This is a genomic window from Sphingopyxis sp. GC21, assembly GCF_025727575.1.
GTDB lineage: Bacteria > Pseudomonadota > Alphaproteobacteria > Sphingomonadales > Sphingomonadaceae > Sphingopyxis > Sphingopyxis terrae_A.
Genome location: NZ_CP095845.1, coordinates 613,266 through 626,409 on the forward strand (window position 1 = coordinate 613,266; position 13,144 = coordinate 626,409).

The window sequence follows — 13,144 nt, forward strand, 5'->3', positions numbered from 1 at the left end:
CCAAGGTGGCGCTGCATAGTCCTTCTTTCGTCATCCCGGACTTGATCCGGGATTCATTGTTTCGACGCTGCGTGAATGGATCCCGGATCAAGTCCGGGATACGATGAAGAAGGTGTCTACAACCGGTCGCCACCAATCCTTTGATATGGCGAAAACCGAACCCGCCGATTACTCCGCGGCTTCGAGGGCCGGGGCCGATGCCTCCTTCGATACCGACGCCGCCTTGCCGAATTTGAGCACGCCGTCATCGACCGGGCCGGTGCGCATGTCGATGCGGTCCTGGACATAATTCTGGCTGAGCCGCCACGGCAGCTTGTCGGCATTTTTGGGCATGATGTGGAGCGCGCGCTGGATATAGCCCGACGAGAAGTCGAAGATATTCTCTTCGGTCAGGCTCGTCGGGTCGGCGAGCAGCGGCGTTGCGACTGTCGTGCCGGTATCGCGCATATGGTTGAGGATGCGGCAGACATATTCGGACACGATGTCGGCGCGTAGCGTCCAGCTGGCGTTGAGATAGCCGAAGACGACCGAGAAATTCGGCACGTTCGAGAACATGCACGCCTTGTAATAGAAATGCTCGTTCCACGCGACCGGCTCGCCATCGACGCGGACGGGGATTTTGCCCGCGACCGCGAGCTTGAGGCCGGTCGCCGTAACGATCACGTCGGCGTCGAGATGCTGGCCCGATTTGAGCTGGATGCCGGTCTTGTCGAAGCGTTCGATATGATCGGTGACGACCGAGGCCTTGCCCGCCTTCATCGCTTCGAAAAAGTCGGCATCGGGGACAAGGCAGAGCCGCTGGTCCCACGGATTATAGGGCGGGGTGAAAGCGACGGGATCGTAACGGTCGCCGAGCGCCTGCTTCAGCTTCTTGGTCAGGAAATCCGCAACCTTTTCCGGCTTTTCGCGCGCGCGGCGGAAAACGATGTCCTGAAGGCGGATATTCTTGAACCGCGTCAGCCGGTAGGCGGTCTTTTCGGGCAGGATCTTGCGCAGGAAATTGGCGAATCCGTCCTTTGCCGGACGGATGGCATACCAGGTCGGCGTGCGTTGCAGCATCGTCACATGCGCGGCCTTGTCCGCCATCGACGGGACGATCGTCACCGCGGTGGCGCCCGATCCGATGACCACGACCTTCTTGCCCGAATAGTCGAAATCCTTCGGCCAGAATTGCGGGTGGATGATCTGCCCCGCAAAATCCTCGCGCCCCGTGAAATTGGCGTCGAACGGCTCGTCATAATCATAATAGCCCGAGCCGAGGTAGAGCCAGCGCGCGGTCGTCGTGCTGACCGCGCCCTTGTCGTCTTCCATCGTCACGGTCCAGCGCGCGGCGGCACTATCCCAGTCGGCGCCGACAACCTTGTTGTTGAAGCGGATATGCTCGCGGATGCCGCGCTCGTCGACGATGCGGTTGAGATATTCGAGGATCGAGGGGCCGTCGGCGATCGACTTTTCGTGCCGCCACGGTTCGAAGACGAAACCCAGCGTGTGCATGTCGCTGTCCGACCGGATGCCGGGGTAGCGGAACAGATCCCAGGTGCCGCCCAGATTGGCCCGCCGCTCTACCAGCGCGAAGCTGCGGTCGGGACTGTGCATCTGGAGATGCGCGGCCATGCCGATGCCCGAAAGGCCGGCGCCGACGATCAGAACGTCCTGATCCACGGGGCTGTCCATGCCTGCCATCATTTCGTCTCCCATTTGTCTTTAAGGTCGCAGCTTACGCACAGCGTTGCATTTTGCAATCGAATTGACGTTTACGGAAAGGGCATCGCGGCCAATGCGCCATTGCCGCTGTCACAATATTGTCATAGGGGCGTCACCGAATGGCAATGAAACACCGCGGCTCCGGCGGTAGTTTAGGATTTCGGCCGGTTTATGCGTCAAATTGCGGTGCTTCCTTATCGATTCGCGGGCGTGGGCAAGGATGGCCCCACCGAAATCATGCTCATCACCTCGCGCGGCACGGGCCGCTGGGTGATCCCGAAAGGCAATCCGCTGACCGGGATGGACCGCCACGCTTCGGCGGCGGTCGAGGCCGAAGAAGAGGCGGGGGTGATCGGCGCGGTCTGCCCCACCTCGATCGGCAGCTATGAATATCGCAAGCGCCGCGCGAACGGCGCCGCGATCATGTACAATGTCGAAGTGTTTCCGCTCGCCGTGACGCGGGAGCTTTCCGAATGGAAGGAAATGGACGAGCGCGAGCGGCGCTGGTTCACTTTCGACGAGGCCGCGGGGGCGGTCGACGAACCCGATCTTCAGGCCCTTATCCGGTCGTTCGGCGACAGCGGCTTTCGCGTCGCGGCGCAGCGATCGGGGGTCATGTTCAACGTTGCGGAAAAGACAGGGGTCAATCGCATGTTTGCCTGGTTCCAGCGCCTGCTCCCGAGGCAGGGCAATTTCTTCGATCTGTTCGAAGCGCATGCGGCGACGCTAGCCGCGGGATCGGAAGCGCTGGCGCGGCTGCTCCAGGGCGGCGAGGGCATGGCCGACCATATCCAGGAGATCGTCGAGCGCGAGCATGATGCCGACGCGATCACGCGCGAAGTGCTGCAGACCGTTCGCCGCACCTTCCTGACCCCCTTCGACCGCAGCGCGATCACCGACCTCATCGCCTCGATGGACGACGCGATCGACGAGATGCAGAAGACCGCGGGCGCGATCGACCTGTACGACGTCAAGGAATTCGACGCCGAAATGCGTGATATCGCGGCGATCATCGTCGATGCCGCGCGGCTGACGGTCGAGGCGCTGCCGCTGCTGCGCAATGTCGCCGCGAACGGTACCCGCCTGCACGAACTCACCGAGCGGCTGGTCCGCATGGAGGGGCATGCCGACGAGATCCACGCGGCAGGGCTGAAGCGATTGTTCAAGGAACATGGGGCGTCGAACACGATCCACTTCATGATCGCGCGCGAACTCTACAGCCACCTCGAGCGCGTCGTCGACCGGTTCGAGGATGTCGCGAACGAAATCGACGGTCTGGTTATCGACCACGCGTAAGCGGGGCGCGCGCTCATGCACGAACTGGCATTTCCTCTTCTCGCTGGCTTGATCCTCCTCGCGCTGGCGTTCGACTTTCTGAACGGCCTGCACGACGCCGCAAACAGCATTGCGACGGTCGTCGCGACGCGGCTGCTGAAGCCTGTGCAGGCGGTGATGTTCGCCGCCTTCTTCAACTTCGCGGCCTATTTCCTGAGCCTCGCTTTTCCGCAATTGCACAAGGTGGCAGAAACGATCGGCGCCGGGCTGATCGACAAGGATCTGGTCACGCCAGCGGTGGTCTTCGGCGCGCTGGTCGGCGCGATGTTCTGGAATGTCGTCACCTGGCTGAAGGGCATCCCGTCCTCGTCGAGCCATGCGCTCGTCGGCGGCATCGTCGGCGCGGGCATCGCCCATGCGGGATTCGAGGGCATCCAGTGGTCGGGGCTCAACAAGACGGTCATCGCGATCTTCCTCTCGCCGCTGCTCGGCATGCTGCTCTCGATGCTCGTGATGCTGCTCAGCAGCTGGGCGTTCCGGCGCTCGACCGCGAAATTCGCCGAAGTGACGTTCCGCCGCCTGCATCTCGTTTCATCGGCCGCCTATTCGCTCAGCCACGGTCTTAACGACGCGCAGAAGACGATGGGCGTCATCACCGTGCTGCTGTATTCGACCGGCTATCTGACCGGCGATTTCCATGTGCCCCACTGGGTAGCGATCAGCTGCTATATCGCGATCGGTCTCGGCACCTTGTCGGGCGGGTGGAAGATCATCGAGACGATGGGCGGACGCATCACCAAATTGTCGCAGCATCAGGGTTTTGCCGCCTCGACCGGCGGGTCGATCATGGTGTTCACCGCCAGCCTGCTCGGCATTCCGGTGTCGACGACCCATACGATCACCGGCAGCATCATCGGCGCCGGTGTCGCGCGCCGCGCCAGTGCAGTGCGCTGGGGCGTGGCGAGCAACGTCGTCGTCGCCTGGTTCATCACCATCCCGGCGAGTGCGATCGTTGCAGCGCTCTTCTATTCGCTTACGCGCCTGTTCTGATCATTTCGCCGGGCGATAGTCGATGCTCGCCGCCCCGACCATGCGGACGGGGAGGTAGAGGCCATTGCCATACGCCTTGATCTCGCCGGTTTCGAAACTGTCGATGCGGGTCCGGATGACGAAGTCGCCTTCGCGTCGCTGGTCGATCGCGCGGCGGATCTTGGCTTCGAGTTCGGTGAGATCGCGGGTGAAATTCTGGGTCAGCGCGTCGGCGATCATCGGCGCGAAATCGGGTTGCTGTGCCAACAGCACGAAGATGTCACCCTTGATCCCGTTGGTGTCGCCGTTGATGTGCAGGTCGGTGAAGCGCACCTCGGCCGATCCCGGCTTGTTCACCGGACGCGCGGTCAGCCAGACACGGCCGCGCGTGGGCGCGCGCTTCGCTCCGACCGACAGCACATCCATGTCGACCCCCACCGCAATCTTGTTGTCGGGCGCGCCATAGACAGTGACCTTGCCGATGCGCGCATCGACTGGACCGACGGCGGGCAGGTCGAACGGCCGCAGCGATCGTTTGGCGAGCGCCCGCGCGATCACGGGTTCGAGCTGCGCATAATGGGCGATCACCGGCACGCGCACGTCGAAATGCGGCTTGGGCATTTCGCGCACCAGCCGCGGCAGCGGCGTCGGCGCCGGATCCTGCGGCCGGTTCGACACGAAGCTTTCGGTCACCGCCTCGACCGCAAGATTGAGGTAGAGCCGCAGGCCATTGACGCGGAATCCGCCGAACAGGATACGCTGCGGCGTGACCCGCATCCACACGGGGGGATTTCCGCGGTTGAGCTCGATCGTCGTAAAGGCCTGGCGCCAGATGTCGGCCGCCTGGGCGCGGATGTTGATGCGGGCGATCTCACGATTCACTTCGCGTTCGACATCGCGGATCACCGGGCGGAGCTTTTCATCCGCCTCGTCAGTGAAGGTGATGCGCTGGCCCAGAAAGTCGATGCCGGGGGGATTGGTCCAGCCATAGCTGATCCGCGCCTTACCCTGCATCCGCCAGTCGCTGGTCAGATCGACCCGCACGCGCGCATGCGCCATTGCCGATCCGGTCGCGGTTTCACCCTTCAGCACGCCGCCGACGTCGCGCGCGCTGATCCGCGCATGCAGCGGTACATCGACGACGATCTCGTTTCCTTCGCCGCGCATGCGCAGCGCCCCGCGCGTGACTTGCCCGACGATGGTGCAGGGGATCGCCGGCGTCACCTTTACCTTCTTGCCGAACAGCTTGACGCGTTGCGGTTCGACGCAGGCCCTTTCGCGCCGGTTGATCGTCCACAGCGTCTTTGGGATCGCCCGTTCGAGTTCGCGTTTCAGTGGGGCGATGTCGGCGTTGACCGGGACCGCGATCAGCGACGTTTGCGAGGGGGTGGGCGCCGTGTCGGTGGCATGCGGCGGAGCTTCGTCGCCGCCCTTCGCGGGATCGCAGCCGGCGAGCGTAGCCGCCAGACATGATGCAACAATCAGCCCCTTGATCGCGTGCATGGCCCTGTCCCCGATCGATATCTGTCAGATAACATCGATCGGCGAAAGCCGTTCCAACAATTTGCGCGCATCAGGAAGAGGGCGATCAGTCTGCGACGACCCCGAACAGGTCATGCTCGTCGGCATCTTCGACCACCACATCGACGATATCGCCGGCTTTCAGCGTCGCGGCGACATCGCGCAGATAGACATGCCCGTCGATTTCGGGGGCGTCGGCCTGGCTGCGGCCCGTGGCGCCGATGCTGCCGTCTTCGTCGGCTTCGCCCACTTCGTCGATGATGACGGCAAGCGTGCGGCCGACCTTGGCTTCGAGCTTTGCGGCGCTGATCGCTGCGGTCTTCGCCATGATCCGCTGATAGCGTTCTTCCTTGACCTCTTCGGGGACCGGATCGGGCAGGGCATTCGCCTGCGCGCCCGCGACGGGTTCGAAGCGGAAGGCGCCGACGCGGTCGAGCTGCGCCTCGTCGAGCCAGTCGAGGAGATATTGGAAATCCTCTTCGGTTTCGCCGGGGAAACCGACGACGAAGCTGGAGCGGATCGCGATGTCGGGTGCGATCGCGCGCCAGGCTTTCAGCCGTTCGAGCACCTTGGCTTCGTTCGCCGGGCGCTTCATCGCCTTCAGAACCTTCGGGCTCGCGTGCTGGAAGGGGATGTCCAGATAAGGCGTCAACAGCCCCTCGGCCATCAGCGGGATCACCGCATCGACGTGCGGATAGGGATAGACATAGTGGAGCCGCACCCACGGCGCGCGACCGTCGCTAGTCTTTAACTGACCGAGCTCGCGCGCGAGCTCAGTCATGTGCGCACGCACCTCATGGCCTTTCCATTCGCGCGGCTGGTGCCGGATGTCGACGCCATAGGCCGAGGTGTCCTGGCTGATCACCAGCAACTCCTTCGTCCCTGCCGCGACGAGCTTTTCAGCCTCGCGCAGCACCGCGTCGATGCGGCGGCTGACGAGCTTGCCGCGCAGATCGGGGATGATGCAGAAGGCGCAGCTGTGATTGCAGCCTTCGCTGATCTTCAAATAGCTGTAGTGGCGCGGTGTGAGCTTCAGCCCGCCTTCGGGGATCAAATCAACGAATGGCCCCTGAGTCGGGGGCGCCGCCTCGTGGACCGCGTCGACAACCTGTTCATATTGATGCGCGCCGGTGACCGCGAGGACGTTGGGGAAACGCGCGCGGATGACCTCCGCCTCGTTGCCCATGCAGCCGGTGACGATGACGCGGCCATTCTCCGCCATCGCCTCGCCGATCGCCTCCAGGCTTTCCTCCTTCGCGCTGTCGAGGAAGCCGCAGGTGTTGACGAGCACCACGTCGGCGCCGGCATAGTCGGGCGACAGGCCATAGCCGTCGGCGCGCAATTTGGTCAGAATCCGTTCGCTGTCGACGAGTGCCTTCGGACAGCCGAGCGAAACCATGCCGACTTTCGGCTGGGCGGGGAGGGTCTTGATTGTCATGATCGGCCGCGCGCATAGGCGATTTTTGCGCCCTTGTCACGCGCCCGCTGCTTGGGCGTAAAGCCTAATCGGCTTCGCACGCCTCGCACGGGATGACTTCGACCAATATGTCGCCGCTCTGCAGGGATTTTGCACCCGCTTCCCAGAAGCCGATCGGCTGACCGCCGCGATAGATGCGCAGGCCGCGGCCGCCGCTGGCGAGTTCGTCGATGCTCTTGCCGATTTCCTCGGGCCGCACCGGGCGTTCGTTGAGCTGCACCTTGCCCGATACCGAGGCAAGGTCGGCCATATAATCGGCGATATGCGCGCCCTGCGCCGATCCGGCGAGCAGTAGCCCGGTGAAGCTGACCGGGTTGATGACGTCGTTCGCACCCGCTTGCCGCGCGAGCAATTCATTGTCCTGAGTCCGGATGACGACGCTGATCGGTACCTGCGGCGCAAGATGCCGGACGGTCAGGACGATCAGGATCGACGTGTCGTCGCGTCCCGCCGATACCAGCACCGAGCGGGCCTGCGCGATCCGCACATCGAGCAAGGTTTCGTCGCTCGATGCATCGCCTTCCAGCACGTTGCAGCCCATCGCTTCGGCGGCATTGATGCGCTGGCGCGACGGATCGATGACGACAATGCAAGCGGGATCGGTGCCGCGCGCGATCAGTTCGTGAACCGCCTCGCCGCCGCTGACGCCGAAGCCCAGAACGACGATGTGATCGGTGAGTTTTGCCTGGATGCGAGCCATGCGCCATTTTTCCCATGTGCGTTTGATGACGAAACTATAGGCCGTGCCGACGAAGATGAAGAGCACGGCGATGCGGATCGGCGTCACGATCAGCGCCTCGATCAGGCGCGAGCGGTCCGATACCGGCGCAATATCGCCGAAGCCGGTGGTCGTGACAGAAATCATCGTGAAATAGACGACGTCGAGGAAGCTGATGTGGCCGTCGTGGCTGTCCTTCAGTCCGGCGCGATCGATCCAGTGCACGAGGACGACGAAGGCGATCAGCAAGAAGGCGAGGCCGAGCCGCGCGGTGACATCCGCCCAGACGGGCCATTTGCTCGCGCGGCGCAGCGGTTGAAACCGGTGCTGGAGCTTCAGTCGGTCGGACGGACGACGGCTCATCGCGGCGGCAACTGCTTCATCGGATCGACGGGTATCCGATTCTTGCGGAGCTGGAAATGGAGTTGCGGCGATTGCACCTGCCCGGTGGCGCCGGCGAGGCCGATCACCTCGCCCGCCTTGACCGCCTGTCCGCGCTGGACGTCGATCTTGGCCGCATGGCCATAAGCGCTCATCCAGCCGCCGCCATGATCGATCAGGATCAGGCCGCCATAGACCGCGATCTGATCGCCGGCATAGGCGACGACCCCGGCCGCCGCGGCATGGATCGGCGTTCCGCGCGCGGCGGCGATGTTGATCCCGTCATTGACCTTGCCGGGCGCAAGCGGACCGAAACGTGCGATCAGCTTGCCCTGCAGCGGCCATTGGAAACGGCCCGAAAAGGCGGCGGGCGGCGCGATGGCGGTGGTGACGGGCGCGCGTGGCGCGGCGCTGGCGGCGGCGGGGCGCGTTCTGGCGGCGAGCGCGGGCTGGCTGCCGGTCATGATATCGTCGATGTCGAGACGGAAGGCGGCGGCGCGCGCGGCGACATCGACCTGCTCAGGGGTCAGCGGCCGGGCCGAAGCAGGCAGGCGCAAGCGCTGACCGACGCGCAGGATATAGGGCTCGGCAAGCGCGTTGATCGTCACCACCTCGCCCCAATCGACGCCATAGGCATGGGCGATGCCGATGCCGGTCTCGCCCGCGGCGACGCTGTGGTAGCGACCCGCCGGAATCTGCAGTTGTTGCCCGGGGCGCAGCGTATAGGGCGGCGCAAGGTCATTCTCCATCGCGATGGCCTCGGACCCCGCGCCGGTCGTCGCCCCGATCGCGCGCAGCGTGTCGCCGGGACGCACAACATAGGTCGAGGCGGCAATATCGCGGGCGTTGGCCGCGACGCGCTGAAGCGTCCAGGTCGGGCGCGCGTCGCCGCCGACAACCTCGCCAAGTGAACCGCGCTCGAAGTCGGAAGCTCGGGCCTGCTGCGTCGGTGCAGCCGCACGCGGAGCCGGAGCGGTGGTGGCCGGAATACAGGCCGACAGGGCGAGGGCGCCGGTCAACGCGCCGATATAATGATGAATTTTCCCCACCGCGGTCCTTTGGCAGAGCCGCGCCGGGAAATCTACTATGGTTAATCCGACGCCAATCGGGCGGCATAGGCGCCGCGCAGCGCAGCGAGCGAGGCGTCGTGGGTGAGGTCGAGTTGCAGCGGCGTCACCGCGATATAGCCGTCGTCGATCGCCTCGAGGTCGGTGTCGTGGCCGGGCGAATGTTCGATCCCGTGCAGCCCGAACCAGTAATAGCGATAGCCGCGCGGGTCGGTGCCCTCGACGATCGAGCCGCGGCTGTAATCGTGGAAGCCCTGCCGCACGACGCGGATGCCCTTCACTGCTTCGGCGGGGATGGCGGGGAAATTGACGTTGATCAGCGTTCGCGGCGTCATCGCCATGGCGACGAGCGGGCGCAGCACCTTGGCGCCCCATGCCTCGGCCGCCTCGAACGGCACAGCGTCACCCATGCCTTCGCGCGCATAGACCTGGCTCAGCGCGATGGCGGGGATGCCGGCCAGCGCACCCTCGATCGCCGCCGAAACGGTGCCCGAATAGGTGATGTCGTCGCCAAGGTTCGCGCCGCGATTGACGCCCGAGAGGATCAGGTCGGGCTTTTCAGGCATCAGCTTGCCCATCGCGATCATCACCGAATCGGTCGGGGTGCCGGTGCACGACCAGCGCCGTTCGCCATGCTCGCGCACGCGCACCGGGCGCGAGAGGGTGAGCGAGTGGCCGGCGCCCGACTGCTCCTCTGCCGGGGCGCAGACCCAGATGTCGTCGGAAAGCTGGCGCGCGATCGCTTCGAGCACGGCCATGCCGGGGGCGTGATAACCGTCGTCGTTGGTCAGAAGGACGCGCATGGCTTTTCCAGACTATATGTCATTATGTCATTGCGAGGAGCGCAGCGACGAAGCAATCTCCAGCGGAATATTTGCGCTTGATCGAAGGCTGGAGATTGCTTCGCTGCGCTCGCAATGGCGGATCAGGGCACCAGCCGCGCGATCCCGCCCATATAGGGCAAGAGTGCGGGCGGAACATCGACGCTGCCGTCTGCCTGCTGATAATTTTCCAGGATGGCGACAAGCGTGCGGCCCACCGCAAGCCCCGAACCATTGAGCGTATGGACGAATTCATTCGCCTTGGCGCCGTCGCGGCGGAAGCGGGCGTTCATCCGGCGCGCCTGGAAATCGCCGCAGTTCGAGCAGCTCGAAATCTCGCGATAGGCGCCTTGGCCCGGCAGCCAGACTTCGAGGTCATAGGTCTTGCGCGCGGCAAATCCCATGTCGCCCGCACATAGCAGCATCTTGCGATAGGGCAGGTCGAGCGCTTCGAGCACCGCTTCGGCGCAGCGCGTCTTGCGTTCGAGTTCGGCGTCCGAATCCTCGGGTCGGACGATCGAGACAAGCTCGACCTTCCAGAACTGGTGCTGGCGGATATAGCCGCGCGTGTCGCGCCCCGCCGATCCGGCCTCCGACCGGAAGCAGGGCGTGAGCGCGGTCATGCGGACGGGCAGGTCGGCCTCGGGCAGAATTTCTTCGCGCACCGCATTGGTCAGGCTCATCTCTGAGGTAGAGATCAGCCAGCGGCCGTCAGTGGTCTGGAACAGGTCCTCGCGGAATTTGGGCAGTTGCGTGGTTCCGAACGCCGCCTCGTCGCGCACCATCAGCGGCGTTGCGCATTCGACATAGCCCGGCTCACCCGTTTGCATGTCGAGCATGAACTGGCCGAGCGCGCGTTCGAGCCGCGCCATCTGCCCTTTCAGAAAGGCGAAGCGCGCGCCCGACATCTTGGCCGCGGTCTCAAAATCCAGCCCCAGCGCGGGACCGAAATCGGCATGCTCGAGCGGCTGGAAATCGAAGCTGCGCGGGGTTCCCCAGCGCGCGATTTCGACATTACCCTCTTCGTCGAGGCCATCGGGGACGTCGTCGGCCGGCAGGTTGGGCAGCGCCGCCAATATGTCTTGCAACGCGGCGAGCCGGTCGCGTTCGGCCTGTTCCTCTGCCGGGAGCTTTTCCTTGAGCGCGGCGACCTCGCTCTTGAGCGATTCGGCACGATCCTTGTCGCCCTGTGCCATCGCCTGGCCGATCAGCTTCGATGCTTCGTTGCGGCGCGCCAGCGATGCCTGGATCGCGGTCTGGAGCGCACGCAATTCGGCGTCGGCGGCGAGGATCGTCGCGGACATGGGTTCGAAGCCGCGGCGCGCGAGGCCGGCGTCGAAAGCTTGCGGGTTTTCCCGGATCAGGCGGATATCGTGCATCGCCGCGCTATGGCGTTGCTGCCTTCGCGGCGCAACCCTGCGCGGATATCATCGGGACGCAAAAAAGGGGGCCACCCCTAAGAGTGGCCCCCAGAAGGTGGTCTGGGTCTCCCCCCCCATGACCTCCAGTGGATCCGTTAGGCCGCGTCAGCTTCGTCGCCGTTGCGATTCGCGGCGCGGCGGCGCGAGACGAGCGCGGCTGCTGCTGCACCGAACAATAGCATCATCGGAGGCGCAGGAACAGGGGTTGGATCACCGGATGATCCGCTGCTCGTGCTGCCGCCGGAACTGGACGAGGAGGATGAGCTCGACGAGCTGCTGCTCGACGAAGATGACGACGACGAGCTGCTGCTCGATCCGCCGAAACTGCTGCTGCCACCGGTCGCGCCCGACGAGGTCGCGCCGCTCGACGAACTGCTGCTCGACGAAGAGGAACTGCTGCTCGACGACGAGCTTGAGGAGCTGCTGCTGCCCGAACCGCCCGAGCTGCCCGAGCTTCCGCCGTGCGACGACGACCCGCCGTGCGACGAGCTTCCGCCTTTCGACGAGCTGCCCCAGCCAGAGCTGCCATGCGAGGAGCCGCCTTTCGACGAACTGCCCCAACCAGAGCTGCCGTGCGAGCTGCCACCGCCCGACGACGACGAGCTCGACGACGAGGAAGAAGAGGAGGACGAGGAACTCGACGACGAGCTGCTGCTCGACGAAGAGGAGCTGACATTGCCCGACGAGGTCGAAACGCCGCCGGTCGAGGTGCTCACGCCGCCCGTGGAGGTCGATACGCCGCCCGTCGAGGTGCTGACGCCACCGGTCGAGGTCGAAACGCCGCCGGTGGAGGTGCTGACGCCGCCCGTCGAGGTGGTCGAGCTGATGCCGCCCGTGGAGGTTGAAACGCCGCCGGTCGAGGTCGAGGTGCTCACCCCGCCCGTCGACGTCGAAACGCCTCCCGAGGTGCTGCTGGTAGTCGAGCTGAGGCCGCCGGTGGTGGTCGAGGTGACGACCACGCTGCCGCTGCTGCCACCCGAGCTGCCGCCGAAGAAACCGCCGAAGAAACCGCCGCCGAAGCCGCCGCCAAAGCCGCCGCCGATAACGGTCACGCCGCCGCCGCTGCTGCCGCCGCCAAAGCCTTCGCCGCGCGGCGGGAAGGGGGCATAGGGGATGGGGGGCAGGGGGATCGTCTGGGTGACGAACTGCTGCTGCGGGGTCACGGTACGGATCACGCGCGTGGTCGTGACGACGCGCCGGACGCGCTTGACGGGCTTTCTCGCCACGTGGCGCTTGCGCACGACCTTCTTGCAACAGGAGCCCGATTTCTGGACCTGCGCAGCCGCAGCCGGTACGTCGGCGATCTGCATCGCGCCGCTACCGATGATCGCGCCGCCGCAGGTGCAGGCACAAAGCTTGGCGAGGGCCATTCGGACAGACATAGGTTACTCTCTCTTTCCCGTTGCAGGTGCGCCCCATGTCGTTGGCCGACACCCGTGCGCGCCTTCGCTAGCGCCAAAAGGCCAAAGCTTTGTGAACGCGGCAATTGCGTTAACCGCGTTTGATTGTCCGACAGCGGGAATTGATATGCGAAATCAACCGAAATGCGCGTAACTGTCCCAAAACAATACGTGTTTCACGCGAAATGGCCTCAACCGGTTAATTTGCAGCGGCATGCGGCGGTCGAAAGAGCTGGGGCGCGGCTTGTCGTGAGTGCGCCTCCGCCGGGCCGGTTCAGCACTGCTTCAGCCGCGCGCGGGCAAGCGGTCCGCTTCGCGCTTGTATCGCAT

The 13,144-nt window shown here is 64.7% G+C and carries 10 protein-coding genes; 3 read left to right on the forward strand and 7 right to left on the reverse strand.

Going from position 1 to position 13,144, the window contains the following annotated elements:
• Positions 1 to 168: 168 nt before the first annotated feature.
• Positions 169 to 1,674, reverse strand: a complete 1,506-nt coding sequence (locus MU856_RS02960; protein WP_263588331.1) for a flavin-containing monooxygenase — start codon at positions 1,672 to 1,674, stop codon at positions 169 to 171.
• Positions 1,675 to 1,875: 201 nt separating this feature from the next.
• Here MU856_RS02960 and MU856_RS02965 point away from each other — a divergent pair, with 201 nt between their 5' ends.
• Both MU856_RS02965 and MU856_RS02970 read left to right on the forward strand, forming a co-directional pair.
• Positions 1,876 to 3,000, forward strand: a complete 1,125-nt coding sequence (locus MU856_RS02965) for a DUF47 family protein (RefSeq protein ID WP_003047402.1) — start codon at positions 1,876 to 1,878, stop codon at positions 2,998 to 3,000.
• A 15-nt stretch (positions 3,001 to 3,015) separates the two neighbouring features.
• The gene (locus MU856_RS02970) at positions 3,016 to 4,029 is read left to right on the forward strand and encodes an inorganic phosphate transporter (protein WP_263588332.1); all 1,014 of its coding nucleotides are present in this window, start codon (positions 3,016 to 3,018) and stop codon (positions 4,027 to 4,029) included.
• Here MU856_RS02970 and MU856_RS02975 read toward each other — a convergent pair whose 3' ends face one another.
• From MU856_RS02975 to serS, 6 genes are all read right to left on the reverse strand, one after another.
• A complete protein-coding gene (locus tag MU856_RS02975) occupies positions 4,030 to 5,511 on the reverse strand; it encodes a DUF4403 family protein (RefSeq protein ID WP_263588333.1) in 1,482 nt (493 codons plus the stop codon). It lies immediately after the preceding gene.
• 85 nt (positions 5,512 to 5,596) lie between these two features.
• Entirely contained in the window at positions 5,597 to 6,967 is a 1,371-nt protein-coding gene (gene rimO, locus MU856_RS02980; RefSeq protein ID WP_263588334.1) for a 30S ribosomal protein S12 methylthiotransferase RimO, read from the reverse strand.
• Between the two features lie 64 nt (positions 6,968 to 7,031).
• Positions 7,032 to 8,087, reverse strand: a complete 1,056-nt coding sequence (locus tag MU856_RS02985) for a potassium channel family protein (protein WP_003047390.1) — start codon at positions 8,085 to 8,087, stop codon at positions 7,032 to 7,034.
• Entirely contained in the window at positions 8,084 to 9,154 is a 1,071-nt protein-coding gene (locus tag MU856_RS02990; RefSeq protein WP_263588335.1) for a M23 family metallopeptidase, read from the reverse strand. The genes MU856_RS02985 and MU856_RS02990 overlap by 4 nt, the downstream gene beginning before the upstream one ends.
• Positions 9,155 to 9,195: 41 nt before the next feature.
• Complete coding sequence (gene surE, locus MU856_RS02995) at positions 9,196 to 9,975, reverse strand: 5'/3'-nucleotidase SurE (RefSeq protein WP_263588336.1); 780 nt, start codon at positions 9,973 to 9,975, stop codon at positions 9,196 to 9,198.
• 122 nt (positions 9,976 to 10,097) lie between these two features.
• Positions 10,098 to 11,372: a serine--tRNA ligase gene (gene serS, locus MU856_RS03000; RefSeq protein WP_263588337.1), complete on the reverse strand. Its 1,275-nt coding sequence runs from the start codon at positions 11,370 to 11,372 to the stop codon at positions 10,098 to 10,100.
• Positions 11,373 to 11,645: 273 nt separating this feature from the next.
• On the opposite strand from serS, the gene MU856_RS03005 reads away from it, so the two are divergent.
• Positions 11,646 to 12,524 (forward strand): hypothetical protein, encoded by an 879-nt coding sequence (locus MU856_RS03005; RefSeq protein WP_263588338.1) that lies wholly within the window; start codon positions 11,646 to 11,648, stop codon positions 12,522 to 12,524.
• Positions 12,525 to 13,144: the final 620 nt, after the last annotated feature.